This window comes from Acinetobacter sp. 102 (genome assembly GCF_037028485.1).
Classification (GTDB): domain Bacteria; phylum Pseudomonadota; class Gammaproteobacteria; order Pseudomonadales; family Moraxellaceae; genus Acinetobacter; species Acinetobacter higginsii.
Genome location: NZ_JAZEZK010000019.1, coordinates 1 through 15,492, shown reverse-complemented (window position 1 = coordinate 15,492; position 15,492 = coordinate 1). Strand labels below are relative to the sequence as shown.

The 15,492-nt window shown below is 39.3% G+C and carries 13 protein-coding genes; 7 read left to right on the top strand and 6 right to left on the bottom strand.

Annotated elements, in window-relative coordinates; translation table 11 throughout:
- Positions 1 to 3 precede the first annotated feature (3 nt).
- On the top strand, positions 4 to 1,458 hold the full coding sequence (locus WA352_RS17085; RefSeq protein ID WP_336143399.1) for a CYTH and CHAD domain-containing protein: 1,455 nt from the start codon (positions 4 to 6) through the stop codon (positions 1,456 to 1,458).
- Between the two features lie 255 nt (positions 1,459 to 1,713).
- Here WA352_RS17085 and WA352_RS17080 read toward each other — a convergent pair whose 3' ends face one another.
- Positions 1,714 to 2,346 carry a hypothetical protein gene (locus WA352_RS17080; protein ID WP_336143398.1) on the bottom strand — a complete coding sequence of 211 codons (633 nt, stop codon included), beginning with the start codon at positions 2,344 to 2,346 and terminating at the stop codon, positions 1,714 to 1,716.
- A 105-nt stretch (positions 2,347 to 2,451) separates the two neighbouring features.
- On the opposite strand from WA352_RS17080, the gene WA352_RS17075 reads away from it, so the two are divergent.
- Complete coding sequence (locus WA352_RS17075) at positions 2,452 to 2,835, top strand: DUF3144 domain-containing protein (RefSeq protein ID WP_005202289.1); 384 nt, start codon at positions 2,452 to 2,454, stop codon at positions 2,833 to 2,835.
- Positions 2,836 to 2,887: 52 nt separating this feature from the next.
- Here the strand turns inward: WA352_RS17075 and WA352_RS17070 are convergent, their stop codons facing one another.
- Both WA352_RS17070 and WA352_RS17065 read right to left on the bottom strand, forming a co-directional pair.
- Positions 2,888 to 5,656 (bottom strand): M16 family metallopeptidase, encoded by a 2,769-nt coding sequence (locus WA352_RS17070; RefSeq protein WP_336143397.1) that lies wholly within the window; start codon positions 5,654 to 5,656, stop codon positions 2,888 to 2,890.
- Positions 5,657 to 5,800: 144 nt separating this feature from the next.
- Positions 5,801 to 6,619 carry a PhzF family phenazine biosynthesis protein gene (locus tag WA352_RS17065; protein WP_336143396.1) on the bottom strand — a complete coding sequence of 273 codons (819 nt, stop codon included), beginning with the start codon at positions 6,617 to 6,619 and terminating at the stop codon, positions 5,801 to 5,803.
- Between the two features lie 273 nt (positions 6,620 to 6,892).
- Between WA352_RS17065 and WA352_RS17060 the strand changes: the two genes are divergently transcribed.
- From WA352_RS17060 to WA352_RS17045, 4 genes are all read left to right on the top strand, one after another.
- Complete coding sequence (locus WA352_RS17060) at positions 6,893 to 7,504, top strand: DJ-1/PfpI family protein (RefSeq protein ID WP_336143440.1); 612 nt, start codon at positions 6,893 to 6,895, stop codon at positions 7,502 to 7,504.
- Between the two features lie 340 nt (positions 7,505 to 7,844).
- Complete coding sequence (locus WA352_RS17055) at positions 7,845 to 8,360, top strand: PAAR domain-containing protein (RefSeq protein WP_336143395.1); 516 nt, start codon at positions 7,845 to 7,847, stop codon at positions 8,358 to 8,360.
- The gene (locus WA352_RS17050) at positions 8,357 to 9,067 is read left to right on the top strand and encodes a hypothetical protein (protein ID WP_336143394.1); all 711 of its coding nucleotides are present in this window, start codon (positions 8,357 to 8,359) and stop codon (positions 9,065 to 9,067) included. Before WA352_RS17055 ends, WA352_RS17050 begins: the two co-directional genes overlap by 4 nt.
- A gap of 1 nt (position 9,068) precedes the next feature.
- Positions 9,069 to 9,386, top strand: coding sequence for a hypothetical protein (locus WA352_RS17045; RefSeq protein WP_005202282.1), 318 nt, complete (start codon positions 9,069 to 9,071; stop codon positions 9,384 to 9,386).
- A gap of 411 nt (positions 9,387 to 9,797) precedes the next feature.
- On the opposite strand, the gene WA352_RS17040 is transcribed toward WA352_RS17045, so the two are convergent.
- On the bottom strand, positions 9,798 to 10,418 hold the full coding sequence (locus WA352_RS17040; RefSeq protein ID WP_336143393.1) for a pentapeptide repeat-containing protein: 621 nt from the start codon (positions 10,416 to 10,418) through the stop codon (positions 9,798 to 9,800).
- A gap of 138 nt (positions 10,419 to 10,556) precedes the next feature.
- Positions 10,557 to 11,813: an NADP-dependent isocitrate dehydrogenase gene (gene icd, locus WA352_RS17035; protein ID WP_005202280.1), complete on the bottom strand. Its 1,257-nt coding sequence runs from the start codon at positions 11,811 to 11,813 to the stop codon at positions 10,557 to 10,559.
- A 194-nt stretch (positions 11,814 to 12,007) separates the two neighbouring features.
- Between icd and WA352_RS17030 the strand changes: the two genes are divergently transcribed.
- On the top strand, positions 12,008 to 12,826 hold the full coding sequence (locus WA352_RS17030) for an rRNA large subunit pseudouridine synthase E (RefSeq protein WP_336143389.1): 819 nt from the start codon (positions 12,008 to 12,010) through the stop codon (positions 12,824 to 12,826).
- A gap of 86 nt (positions 12,827 to 12,912) precedes the next feature.
- Here the strand turns inward: WA352_RS17030 and WA352_RS17025 are convergent, their stop codons facing one another.
- Complete coding sequence (locus WA352_RS17025) at positions 12,913 to 15,144, bottom strand: NADP-dependent isocitrate dehydrogenase (RefSeq protein ID WP_336143387.1); 2,232 nt, start codon at positions 15,142 to 15,144, stop codon at positions 12,913 to 12,915.
- Between the last annotated feature and the right edge of the window lie 348 nt (positions 15,145 to 15,492).

Below are 15,492 nucleotides of genomic sequence, written 5' to 3'. Positions count from 1 at the left end.
ATCATGGAAATAGAGCTAAAATTTCAACTCCCTGAATCTAAGAAAAAAAGTGTATTGCAGCTTTTAAGCAAACAAAAAGCACAAAAAATTCAGCTACAAGCCAAATACTATGACACTGCTGACCGTTTACTGGCAAAAAATTATGTGGCTATTCGTTTGCGTCAGGAAGGTGAACATTGGGTGCAAACCTTTAAGGCGGCCAGTAAAAACCATTTACAACGCATCGAAGAAGATATTTATTTAGGTAAATGTGCTGAAGAACCTGAACTGGATTTATCTTTATACAAACATAATCAAACAGTTCAAACTGTACTTCGCGATGTTTTAGGTGAAGCACCTGCTGAACTAAAGCTGCAATTTCAAACTGATGTACAGCGTACCTTCCATGTATTCGAGTTTGAAGGATCTCAAATTGAAGTCTGCTTAGACGATGGTGAAATCCGTACGCCAACTGATCAAGCCAAAATCTGCGAAGTTGAATTTGAGTTAAAACAAAGATCAGCACAGTCTCTGATTGATTTTGCCAAAACATGGGTAGACAAATATCAACTCTGGCTCGATGTGCGCAGTAAGGCTGAACGTGGTAATTTATTGGCTATTGGCAAAACAGTATCCCCTGCCACCAAAGCGAAGGCACTAAGCCTAGAGAAAAATGTCAGTGCTGAACAAGCAATCAAACTAATTATCGAAAATACGCTTAATCATATCTTACCCAATGCAGCCGCAATTGCCGATGGTGTAGCCGAAGCGGATCATATTCACCAAGCTCGTGTTGGTTTACGTCGTTTACGTTCTGCTTTAAAGCATTTTTCTAACTGGTCTGCGCAAATTGAGCCCTCTTGGGAAAGCCAATTGGCTGATATTTTTAGAGCATTAGGTCAATCACGCGATAATGATGCGATTCAAGATTCCGTTATTCCTTTAATAAAAGAAGTCTGTGATTTTGATTTCCCACTCCCTGAGCGTGTTGACAATAGTGTTTCTCAGTTATTCAGCCACACTCAAACCACACAGCTATTTTTAGCATTACTCAGCTTCACCTATAGTGAACATGAGTCTAAATCTAAACTTTCTAAACAAGCAGCTAAAAGCTTAACCAAGCTTTACCAAAAGATTCTGAAAGATGCAGCTCAGTTTTCAACTTTAGAAGTTGAGCAACAACATCGTACTCGTAAACGCGTCAAACAATTGCGTTATTGCATCGACTTTATTGCAGCAATTTACCCTGAAAAACAAGTTCAACAATTCTTAAATAAGTTACAGCCAATTCAGGAATATTTAGGGTTTTATAATGACTTGTTTGTTGCTGAACAAATCTTTGAGCAACAAGTTACTGAACAGTCGCAGTTTTTATTTGCATTAGGTTGGGTTAAGGCACAACAACCGCATGTGGCAAAGAAAGCGAATAAAAAGCTTCAAACTCTATCTGTTCAGGACGCTTTTTGGGATGAAAAGTGATAGCTGCATAAGGGAAAATCACCTCACTCTATTATCGTGCTGGCGGCATGGATGCCGCCGTTAAGCTGTGGCATCAAGGATGTGCCATTAGCTTAACAGAGGGGTTTTGTTACTTTTGTCCAGTCAAAAGTAAGGAACTACCTATACAAAAGGTATTAGGTTATTCATAATTTTTGAGGTCGTGCTAACCCGGAAAGGAAATGAAAATCCATTCTTTAGCAGGCAGATAATATCTTCATATTGAGCTTAAATCATTTACCGATACTTCCCAAAAATCTTCCACGTGCCATTATCTGCAATCGGATCACTATAACTGTCATTACGCTGCTTACGTGGTTTATCCCGTGCATCGACCAATTTAAAATGTGGTTCTACACTCAAAATCACCCCATTCATATAAAACCGTGTTCGAGTATAGTCACTTTGACCATGCTGAAAGACATAAGTGCGCAAATCAATAAATTCACGATGCGCCACCAAAGCAGCGCTATCATCACTGCCCAACCATTCCTGCATTGCAAAAATCTGATCCGTCTCAAATTGCCCACATTTTTCTAACAAGGCAGCGACACCACGAAAAGTTTTCGATTCCTTAGCGCGTGTTTTATTAATCCGAATCCGATCGACGTGAAAGAAAAACAGCGGCAGATTTAAATGGCTTGGTAAATGAATCGCATCCAGCACATCATCTTCCATAAAAGGCTGACATAGCTGTTGTGCTCTTTCAATCAAGGGTCGCCATTGTCGATAATATTCATCTACGTCATCTTGCAAGCCATAATAAATCGGCAAACCTTCAACATTTTCCAAATACTGAGGCGGATAAATATGTTGGCGTAATAAGGCAATATCTGTTTTCAAGCTTTGAATCGCGATTGCATCTTGCATAGTGATTATTCTAATTGCTTAGGCTATTTTAGATTAAGGCAAAGGTTTAGTTTCGGCAAGGCTTTGTCTATAATGAGGTGTCTTAACTTGTCGCTGGAAAATATCATGTCTCAAAAAATTAACGCCACCGATGTGACGGATGAAGAAGCTTTAAATGCGGTGTTTTTTGAGCGTGCAGATGAATTTATTAAACTTGCCAATGATTTCTGCCGACCACCCAAAGGTCAGCAAGCCAAGCCAGAAGAGTTACGTGGCCAAGTAAGTGCAGCCATGTTATTTGCTACTGCCCGTTTTAATACATGGGTCGCAGCCAATAACTTTAAAGATGGCAATGAAATGCGTGATGCCAAAGAACAAGTCATGTCTTATCTACTGCAACAATTCCAAATGATGTTAGAAGATAATTTTGACGAATATTGTGAACAGTTTGAAAACTACTTACGTTTCCGTAAGAACGAAGATTTTCATACACATAAACACGATCATTAATGATTGATTGTTAAAACAAAGCCACCTGATCGGTGGCTTTATTTTTGATTGCTTATTTCAAGTTTTGAGGCTGACCATATTGATCCGCCATCACTTCAACAAACTGATCAAGCTTGATGTATTTTTTGATGGCCGCATTCACATCTTCTTTGGTCAATTTCGCAAGCTCCTGATCGCGCTCTGCACGATCCAACAGCGTTTTGTTACGCTCTAACTGACCTGTCAGCATGCCATGAATATTGCGTTCATCTTCTAAAGCGGTCACACGCTTCTTCATTATATCCGCTTTCGCTGCTTCCACTTCCTGCTCAGTCACACCTTTGCTCAGCAACTCATTCAATACCTTGTGTACTGATTGTGAAACTTGCTCAGAACGGCCAGAGGTATAATTTGCAGTAATGCTTAAAGTACCATCATCAATATCTGGATCAAGATCTAAGCCACTACCAAAACCATAAACCAAAGCATTCTTCTCGCGTAGCTCTTGAGCCAAACGTGATGAAAGTTGTGAGTTACCTAAAACATGGCTCAGAATAATTAAAGCTGGCGCATCTTTATGATATGAACCAACTGGTAAGGCTAAAACACTTTGATAGCTACCAAACTCACGTTGTTCCGATAAGGCATGAACTTTCTGTGCTTTATACACCGTGTATTGGCCTGTCACTTTTGTGAATGGTTGTTTTGCTTTCCAAGAACCAAAGGCTTTTTGTAAAGTCTTCTGCATTTTCTTGGCATCAAAATCACCCGTCACAGCAATTTGAGCATGATCTGTCACAAAGAACTGATCATAGAATTGTTTCACTTGCGGCTGGGTTACTTCACTAATCTGTTTCTTCGCCAGTTCTGGTTCAAAGTGATAACGGATATCGCCTGGTTGATAGATTTCCAGAATCTTAGACAAGGTCATCGATGAGACAACCGCGGGTTCCGTATATGGACGATCCAATACAGACAGGCTTTGATTTTTTGCTAGATCAAACTCAGTTTGCGAGAATTTTGGCTGCTTAAGGACATCAACAATAAAGTTAAAGAAGTCTTCGAACTTGTCTTTCTTCGCTTGAACAACGATGGTAAAACCATTGCCATTTGAACTGACCGAGGCACCACCGCTAGCCGCAATCGCCTTATCGGTAATTTCCTGCAAAGTATGCTTTTCAGAACCACGCAGCATTAAATAGCTGGCTAAATCTAAAGTAACCCCTTTACCAAATAATGCTTTTTCATCTCCAAAATCCAAGCTAATCGTGGCATAAGTTTTATCATCACGTGTAGGCGTTGGGAAGAGTGCATAGCGGATCCCATTCTTTAATTCACCACGTTGAATTTTCTGCTCATTTTTTTGCAATTGCTGAGCAGACTGTGCCATAAATTGGGTCACTTCCTGCTTGTAAACATTTGCATCTTTTAATGGTTCAGGCTTTTCATCGCTTTGATCTAAAGTTTTTGGCTTCTCTTCTGCTTTCATAGTCATCGCTTTCTTTTGATCTTCAGGCGTCGGTAAAATATCGCCTGAAATACGATGTGAAGAGACTAAAAATTCTTTTAAGGTTTTATTCGCATCATTCAGCTTTAAGTCTTGAACTGCTTGTAAGTCCTTAAAGTATTGATCCCATTGACCATGTGATGAAACTGCATAATCGCTCAGGCGTGAACCTAAAGCGACAGCGTCATTGGCAATGGTATCTGCGGTATTTTGCGTAATATTTTTAATCCGCTGTAATTCAGCCTCGGTGAATGGCTGGCTATTTTCAACACCTGTTTTTAGTGCTTCATCAACCTTTTTCGCATCATGATTCGGGGCATAAATTGCGCCCATAAAGACCACGTTAAAGTCTTGATCTAACCATGTGGTTGATTGCACTGCGGTGCTGATTCCCGTTTCCACCATACTCTTATACAAAGTACCACTTGGCTGCATGGTATATAACGCTGGCGCAAGTGCTAAAGTCGGTTGTAATGGGGTATTTTTTCCATTCATATAGACATGGAATTTAGCTAAATCACTACCCTTTTGTACCGTAAACTGACGCTGTTCAATTTTACTTGAATCGAGAACAGGCACTTGAACTTGCGCAGGTACTGGGCGTGCTGGAATTGGACTAAAATACTGATCAATTTTAGATAAGACCTCAGTCTTATCAAATTTACCTGAAATCACCATTACTGCATTATTTGGCGCATACCAAGTTCTATAGAACTGGTTCAATTCATTCAGTTGAATCGACTTTAATTCAGGTAAATCGCCAATTGGCAAACGGCCTAAATATTGATTGCCATATGCCGCTTTCCACATTTGATCCATCAGTACAGCAAACGGTTGATCCATACGGATTTCTCGTTCACGTTTTACGATTTCAATTTCAGAAGGAACAAATTTTTCTTGTAGCACCAATTTATCCATACGCTCTGATTCAAGGTATAGGATTTCATTGAGTGCATTTTTTTCAGGACGAACAATATTTAAATATTTAGTCGCATAATAATCTGTGCTGGCGTTGGTCATCAACGTATATTGGTCTAGACGACGTTGAAACTCATCGCCCTTCACATTTTGAGTGCCTTTAAAGGCCAAATGTTCTAATAGATGTGCAAGTCCGCCTTTACCCTTAGGATCATTCAAAGAACCTGTTAAATAAACCGTATTTACATAGACTTTATTTTCTTTATCGTTTGGCGCAAGAATAACTCTGAAACCGTTATCTAATTTATATTCTTCGATATTTTTTTCACTTTTTACGAGTACCGTCTGAGACCAAGACGTTGCACTCAACCCAATCAAACAAAGAGAGAGAGTAAGTTGCTTAAACCGCATTAACATAATTTATCCAAGTGTTTTTGATGATTTAAATAAAAACGTCAAGCTATAGTAGAGAACGATTCGCATTTTTAATAGTTATGTTTTGAAAAAAGCTGTTTATTTAAACAGCTTTTATCTTTATTTTTGCACAGTTTAAGCTAAAAATCAGATTGTCAGTTCGGCTTGCATATACAATTTGGCATAACCTGAAATTTCAATACGATCTTCAGATGCAATGACACATTCTAAAATCCCACCGCGTTTAGATGCCTGAAAGGCTGTTAATCGAGTTTGATTTAATTTTTCAGCCCAAAGTGGAACAATCGCAGTATGGATTGAACCGGTTACCGGATCTTCATCAACTCCGATTGCTGGTGCAAAATAACGAGAAACACAATCAAACTGCCCTTCTCCTCTGGCGGTAATTGCAACATCGGGTTGAGAAGCGGTAATTGCCGTACGAACTTGTCCAAGTTGTTTTAGCTTTTCCAGATCAGGTTGTTCATCCAATACATCCTGTACCGTTTCATATTCAACAATATAGGCTTGGACATTGCGATAAACTGCTTTAAATGGCTTGGTAAGTCCTTCACGTAATACTTGAGGATAATCAGTAACTAACTCTGCTTTACGAATCGGGAAATTCATTTTAATTTTGCCGTCTGCATCTTGGCTAACAATAAAAACACCCAGATCGCGTACATGGAACTGGATTGTTTCTACCTTGGTAAAGTCTTTAAATAAAACAAATGCACTGGCTAAAGTCGCATGCCCACAAAACGCCACCTCATTGAGTGGAGAAAACCAACGAATCTCATAATTGGTTTCATCAATCGTTTTCACAAAAGCTGTTTCAGACAGATTATTTTCCATGGCAATATTCTGCATCAAACTATCATCTAACCATTCATCGACGACGATCACAGCCGCGGGATTTCCTTTAAATAATTCTTTTGTAAAAGCATCAACTTGGTACATCTTCATGTCACAGCACTCTCTCTATTTTTCAATTATTTTGAACATTTGGTCTATAAAGTATAGATACAGATTTTTCTAAATTTACGATACACCGTAGCATTTGTTGTTTAACTTACCTAAATGTATAAAATTTAAGCCCAAAATGTGTTCCGCTTGCTAACAGATCAGCCTAAAAGTCCAATGATTTAGCATAATTCAAAATAAGCCATACAGAATATTCACAATAAAAAATCTGAAGCTCACTATGGTATGACGCAGATTAAACAAGCGAGAAAAACCATGCGTATTCCTGTGAATGCTGTCGTATTTGAAGATTTTGAAACCCTCGACATTATGGGTCCTGTTGAATTGTTTGGCTTGCTGCACGAACATTATCAAGTCCAGTTTTATAGCCTGAATGGCGGTCTGGTTTCCAATAAACATGGTGTTTGTATCCAGACCAAATCCTTTAGCGAAATGCACGTGAATGACCAAAGTATTCTGCTTGTTCCTGGCGGCATCGTGACTTTTGAATTAATCAAAAATCAACAGTTTCTTGATCAACTCAAAACTTTAGCGGCTCAAAGTAAATACGTGCTTACCATTTGTACAGGCAGTTCATTGCTTGCAGCGACAGGTCTTTTAAATGGTGTTAAGGCAACATCGAATAAAATGGCATTTGAATTTGTACAAAAACTCAATGACCAAGTGTTGTGGCAAGCCCAAGCTCGATGGGTGATTGATGGGAAATTCTATACTTCATCGGGTGTGAGTGCTGGTATGGATATGACCCTTGCCTTCATCAATGACACACAGGGTGAAAAAGTTGCCCAGCTTTGTGCCGAAGAGGCCGAATATATATGGAATAGCAATCCAAATATTGATCCCTTTTGTAAAGTAAAAGCAGGCTGATCAACGGCTGAATATGAAGATTTATTTTGTTATCACTTGCTGTAGGTATTGTATTTTTAAATCAGCCTTTAAATAACCACATCTTTAATAAGTTGCTATTTGTTTTCACAGCATGGGTAAATAGATGTGTACATAATATAGGTAATTAATGAAAGCTCATATTTCCGCAATAAATTCAATATAATCCAATTTACTATATTTAAACTCATCAAATACACACAAAACATCTAATTTATAAACAAATTAGGCAATGCTTTGCATAAAAATTATAAAGGTGACAATCTTTATCCAATTATTTTTAAATTTTCTATTTATTCTAATAATCCTGGATATTCATAATATGCAAGCATTTATAACAAGAGGATGTTTTACTAACCACGGTGGCAAGATCATTGAAGGAGATGATTTTTGGCTGGTAGATGGTAAAGCGGCTCATTTAGAGGGAATGAAACATTATTGTCCTAAATGTAATGTGATTTCAAAAGCCATAGCAACGCAACGAGGTTTTATGCAGGTTAATTGCCATAATTTAATTGTGGCTGGCGACCAAGCAACATGTGGCGCAAAGTACATGAAGATTTCAGATTTAGCTGTGCGAACTGGTGGCTCTGGTTCGGGTGCTAGTTCAGGACAAGCAAGTAATGTTCAGAATATTATTGATCAATTAAATTTTGATGAACGTGTTCAATTGATCGATAGAGATGATAATGAACCCTTAGCAAACATCCCCTATCACCTCAAAGACTCTACTGGTAGTGTCGTAGCTTCAGGAACCACAGATGAAAATGGATATACAGAAAGGTTTCATACAACCAAAGCTGAAGATATTCACATTTTTATCGGAGAGCCGGAGTGACACAAGGAACCTGCAAAACCAATACAAAGGCTGAATCTGTACATAAACAGCCCATCAAGTTAAAAGAATATTTAATATGTGTTTATTACTACAAACCATCAAAGAGCGATGACAAGGCTTTTCAACGAGCATCAAATCACTGGCTATCCCAACTGAAGCTAAAAAACTGCGGTGATAACTATGTATTTAAAGAGTACCAAGTTACGTCAGGCCAAGACTTTAAAAAAGTTTGGAAGGAAATCTATGACGAGATAAATAAGAATGTTGCTAAGGTCAAGGAAATGCATGTTTTTAGCCATTCTAGTAAAACAGACCGTGGTAATGATGGCCTAGAGTTTTTGAGCACCAGAAACGCTCGTAATGAAGTTTTAGAGGATGGTACAATTTCCTATAGTGAAATATCCCAGTTAGAGAAATTGCGCTGGTCTCCAAATGCTAATCTCGTTTTGCATGGCTGCAATACAGGACTAAGAGGGACTTCACCTAAATCCATTGCAGATGTATTTGCAATTAGACAAGAAAAATGCAGAGTGCACGGTCAAAAAGGCTGGGCTTATTTTTCTAGAAAAGAAGCTGTTTATGAGCGAACTTCACCTACAGATAAAGAGATCTATCTATGGGCCTACAGTAGAGGGAATAACAGCTATGTAGGTAACGTAATCGGTGGGGAACGAATTCCAGCATTCATTGTTGAAAAGAAGAAGTGATATGAAAGTTAAAATCTTATTTTGGGTTGCTCTCCTAAACATTATTGGAGTTGTATTCATTTATACCCTGTCTTTTATGACAAAGAACAATCACTATGCTGTTTCAATTGATACATTTTTCATTTCCACCTCAGCTTTAATATTAATTATTACATTAATTCTGAAGCAGAAAATAGAAATTCTAATTAGTATCATCGCGTTATTACTGAGTATAAGTATGAATGTATTTAATATCAGTATTAGCTATCAAAAATGGTTAGAGCGAGAGCAGCCAGAATTAGGTCATCGAGACGCAGATTTGAATAACGAAAAAATATAATCACAGAATAGCCTTAACCATTAAATTTGAGACTGTTTTAGCACGACATGAATTTAATTAGTTCTCAATTTGGAGTATGTTACCTATTACATATCGGTCAATACTCATCTTTCCCATATTGTTTAATTTTCTATTGACCTTCTGCAAAGAAATAATAGCCAAGTTCTTAAACTGTGGCGTGTCAAATATCACATATAGCCAATGTGCTATCTCCACAAACATAAGCAGTATTATCACAGATAATCTCTACACGCATTGAATTCAAGTAACCGTTTAACGGGCTTCTTTAGATCACAATGAGTCCCTTTTATTCGACTCTATCTTTCATAACAAGATAAGCTTTTTCCATCTCCCATAAAATTGAGTGGCCTAAAACCACTCACTCATTTTGATCATACTCTTTTCACAGACTCAATCAATTCTGACATCGAAGCCTAGATTTTCTGCAATCATCAGCGTTTGATCAAGATTAATAATCGCCTCTTTAATTTGAGTCTCTTTCGGATCTAAGGCACTCAAATCACTGCCTCTTAAATCACACTCGGTAAAATCTGCGCGGTGTAGCCATGCACCAGAGAGGTCACTCTCTCGAATCGAACTTCCATGGCAACGCGCCCCAGTCAAATCAGCTTCTCTTAAACAGGTTCTCAAAAAAGAAGCTTTCTCTAAATCCGCGCCCGGCAATCCAACAAAAGCCCAATCACTGTCCTCAACCCGCATATGGTGAAACTGACAATCACTAAACATGCTACCGACCAACTTGCAGTCGGTGAATTTACTATCAAAGAAATTGCAGAAATAGAAAGTACAATTTAAAAACGCGCTATGCTGATGAACCGATGTATTAAAGCGTGCTCGTCGAAAAGTACATTCATTAAAAATCGCACCTGTGCTTTGGGCTTCTGACAGATCTAAGTCAACAAATAGCGTCCGCTCATATTTTTGATTATTGAGTACTTGTCCGTACCAATCCAAACTTGTAATGGTTTCTGTTGTTTTCGGTGCTGCTGCACCATATTTTCTTTCCGCCATGATGTTCAGCTTTTATTTTCGAATACATCAAAATATGTCATACATTCAATTTTGTACATGTTTTTCTCATGACTTGTTTATCTCAATTTTAAATAAAAAAAGAGCGGCAAAACCACTCTTTCATTTCATACTTAGACTTTAATCTTCCATATGCTGGATTATGGCTTGTCCAAATTCAGAACAACGTAATAAAGTTGCATTGGGCATTAAACGCTCAAAGTCGTACGTCACGGTCTTGGCTGAAATTGCACCCGAAACACCTTGAATAATTAGATCCGCGGCTTCAACCCAGCCCATATCACGCAGCATCATTTCGGCAGAGAGAATAATCGAACCCGGGTTGACCTTATCTTGCCCCGCATACTTCGGTGCAGTGCCATGTGTTGCTTCATAAACTGCTATTGCACCACCAATATTCGCACCCGGCGCAATCCCAATGCCGCCCACTTCTGCTGCAAGTGCATCAGAAATATAGTCACCATTTAAGTTCAGTGTCGCAATCACGGAATAATCGGCTGGACGCATTAAAATTTGCTGTAAGAATGCATCGGCAATCACATCTTTAATAATAATGTCTTTACCCGTTTTCGGATTTTTAATTTTTACCCAAGGCCCACCATCCAGCAGTTGCCCACCAAAACGCTCCATCGCAAGTTCATAGCCCCACTCTTTAAACGCACCTTCGGTGTACTTCATGATGTTACCTTTGTGTACTAGCGTCACAGAAGGTTTATCATTATCAATCGCAAACTGAATTGCTTTACGCACCAGACGTTGGGTTCCTTCTTTAGAAACAGGCTTAATGCCGATACCACAATCTTTAGGGAATCGGATTTTGGTCACCCCCATTTCTTCTTGCAAAAATTTAATGACTTTTTTCGCTTCTGGAGAATCGGCCTTCCATTCAATCCCCGCATAGATATCTTCTGAGTTTTCACGGAAAATCACCATATCCGTGAGTTCTGGATGTTGCACAGGTGAAGGCACACCTTCAAACCAACGTACTGGACGCACACAAACATATAGATCGAGTTCTTGGCGCAATGCAACATTCAAAGAACGAATACCGCCTCCGACAGGTGTAGTCAAAGGGCCTTTTATTGATATAATAAACTCGCGTAAAGCATCAAAAGTTTCTTCTGGCATATAATTGCCATAAATCTTATCTGCTTTTTCGCCGCAGTAGACTTCCATCCATTCGATTGAACGTTTGCCACCGTAAGCTTTTAACACGGCGGCATCTACTACTGCCTTCATTGCTGGTGTAATATCCACACCAATACCATCACCTTCAATAAAAGGGATGATTGGACGATTTGGAACATTCAATGACAGGTCTGCATTTACTGTGATTTTGTCTCCATCAGCAGGAACCACAATCTTCTGATAACCCATTTTGTAGGTTCTCCCTCATGTATTTAGCGATTATCTCTATGCCTTCTATGGCATACTTTCGTTTTTTATTGTATGAAACAGTTTAGTTCAAAACAGGTTTTTTTTGAGATTTATACGGGAAATAACAACATTTCTCCATTAAATAGAAACCTTTATTGTTATGATGCCGCCCATAGCCAAAGTAGTATATCCATATGAAAGTAGTCGTATTTAACAAACCTTTTGACGTTTTGTCACAGTTCCGCGAAGATGAAAAACATTTAACAGTTTCAAGTTTTATTAAAGATCCTGAACTTCGTATTGCAGGACGTCTAGATTTAGACTCTGAAGGTTTAATGTTTCTTACTGATCATGGTGGTTTAAATCAATTCATCACCCATCCTGATAATAAGAAATATAAAACTTATCTTGCTCAAGTTGATGGTGATGTCACAGAAGAAGCTATTGAAAAACTGCAAAAGGGCGTTGAACTTGCAGATGGTATGACTTTACCTGCCAAAGCGCGTAAAGTTGAACAACCGGAATGGCTATGGGAACGTAACCCACCGGTACGTTATCGTGCAAATATTCCAACGACTTGGATCGAACTACAAATCTGCGAAGGTCGTAATCGTCAAGTACGTCGTATGACAGCGGCTGTGGGTTTCCCGACTTTACGTCTAATTCGTACGCAAATTGGTAGCATTGATCTCGTCAAACTGGGTTTACAGCCTGGTGAACAACTCGAAATCGAACCTTTACTTTATCCAGACTTTAAAGACGTTCCAGCTGACAAGCCTTATGAAGGTCGTTCTTTCGCGAAAAAATCGAATAATAAACCGCATTTTTCTCGTGCCAAAGATAAAGCGCGTGAAGAAAAAGGTGAAAAACCATTTAAAGGTAAGAAAAAAGCTGGCGGTGGTACAACCCGTATTTGGCAAACTGATGATGCAGATAAACCACGTCGTAAGACCAATGGAACAACACGTCCAAATACCAAAGCACCACGCGGACGTAGTCGTAATGGCCGTTAAAATCTAAATTGAGCGCATAAAAAAGCCGATGTTTTCACATCGGCTTTTTTATATCACCGACAATGTTGTCGGTGATATATCAACAATTACAGTGACGCAAGTGTGGTATTAAACGTTGCACTTGGACGCATTACTGCATTTACTTTCGCTGGATCGATTGCATAGTAACCACCGATATCAGCAGCTTGACCTTGTACTTGAGCAAGCTCAGCAACAATCTTCTGTTCGTTTTCAGCTAATGCTTTTGCAAGAGGTGCAAACTTCGCTTTTAACTCAGCATCTTCGTCTTGAGCTGCCAATGCTTCAGCCCAGTACAATGCCAAATAGAAGTGGCTGCCACGGTTGTCTAACTCACCTGTACGACGTGATGGCGATTTGTCGTTATCCAACAATTTCCCTGTCGCTTGATCAAGTGTTTTGGCAAGTAATTTCGCACGGTCATTACTTTCTTTAATACCAAGCTCTTCTAAAGATACAGCTAACGCAAGGAACTCACCGAGTGAATCCCAACGTAAGTGGTTTTCTTCAACTAATTGCTGTACATGTTTCGGTGCTGAACCGCCCGCACCTGTTTCGTACATGCCACCGCCAGCCATTAACGGCACGATTGACAACATTTTCGCTGAAGTACCCAATTCCATGATCGGGAACAAGTCAGTTAAGTAGTCACGTAAGATGTTACCCGTTACCGAAATCGTATCTAAACCACGTGCTACACGCTCAAGCGTATAACGCATTGCACGTACTTGTGACATGATTTGAATATCAAGGCCTGTAGTGTCATGATCTTTCAAGTATTTTTCAACTTTCTTGATCAATTCATTTTCATGTGGACGGTATGGGTCTAACCAGAAGATTGCCGGCATACCTGAGTTACGTGCACGTGTTACCGCAAGTTTAACCCAGTCACGAATCGGTGCATCTTTCACCTGACACATACGCCAGATGTCGCCTTCTTCCACATTTTGGCTCATCAACACTTCACCAGTGTCTAGATCAGTAATGTTGGCAACGCCTGCTTCAGAAATTTCGAAAGTCTTGTCGTGTGAACCGTATTCTTCTGCTTTTTGCGCCATCAAACCAACGTTAGGCACAGTACCCATAGTACGTGGGTCAAAGTTACCATTCCACTTACAGAAATTGATCATTTCTTGGTAGATACGTGCGAAAGTTGATTCAGGCATCACTGCTTTACAGTCGTAAGGTTTGCCATCAGCACCCCACATTTTACCGCCACCACGAATCATTGCAGGCATAGATGCATCTACAATCACATCGTTTGGTGAATGGAAGTTGGTGATGCCTTTTGCAGAATCAACCATTGCAAGCGCAGGACGGTGTTCTTGGCAAGCATGTAAATCTTCGATGATTTCTTCACGTAAAGACGTCGGTAAAGTTGCGATCTTTTCATAAAGACCAGCCATACCGTTGTTTACGTTAATACCAAGTTCATCAAACAATTTGCCGTGTTTTTCAAAAGCATCTTTGTAATAGATTTTCACACAGTGACCGAATACGATCGGGTGTGACACTTTCATCATTGTTGCTTTCACGTGTAATGAGAACAAAATGCCCGCTTCACGACAATCTTCAAGTTCTTTTTCATAGAAATCGCAAAGCGCTTTCTTGCTCATAAACATTGAGTCAATGATTTCGCCATCTTGAAGTGCAACTTTTGGCTTAAGCACAATGGTTTCACCAGACTTAGTGATGAGTTCCATTTTCACATTACGTGCACGGTCTAAAGTCATTGATTTTTCGCCATGGTAGAAGTCGCCTTCATCCATGTGAGAAACGTGAGTTTGAGACCATTGTTTCCACTCGCTCATTGAATGCGGGTGTTTTTTCGCATAATTTTTTACCGCAGCTGGTGCACGACGGTCAGAGTTACCTTCACGCAATACTGGGTTTACAGCTGAACCAAGGCATTTACCATAACGTGCCTTGATTTCTTTTTCTTCTTCAGTGGTTGGGTTTTCTGGATAATCAGGAATTGCATAGCCCTTCGACTGGAGCTCTTTAATACATGATACCAACTGAGCAACAGAAGCACTGATGTTCGGAAGTTTAATGATATTGGTATCTGGATCTTGCGTAAGACGACCTAACTCCGCAAGGTTATTGTTTACCTTTTGCTCATCTTTGAGGTAATCTGAAAATTCTGCGAGCACACGAACCGCAACTGAGATGTCACTTTTAACAATCTCAATGCCAGCAGGTTTTGTAAAGGTCTCAATGATCGGTAGTAATGAATAAGTCGCTAATAAAGGCGCCTCATCAGTCAGTGTGTAAATGATTTTTGACTTTCCACCAGCCATATATAGCCCCTTGTGTTGGATTGAGTTATGGAAAACTGCGCTTGTGGCCCAGCTCCTAGAACCGATTTGCTTGAACAAACTTGAGAGTATCAGCGTTCATCACATGCTAGTCAACGCAATATCCTGTGATAACGACATTTCGATAAAAAATACTACAAAATGATATAATAGTAGCGTTCTGGTATGTATATATGAGGTCAAGTTATGTCTTTTCAAATACAAACCACTGCCAACTTTAAATGAACGCACTGAATTGATCATTTAGCAAACAAATATGCATATTGCTTTAGCATGAGCCCTATTTTGACAGAGCTTGATGAAGATTACGTTAATTCTTTAGTGGTAAGA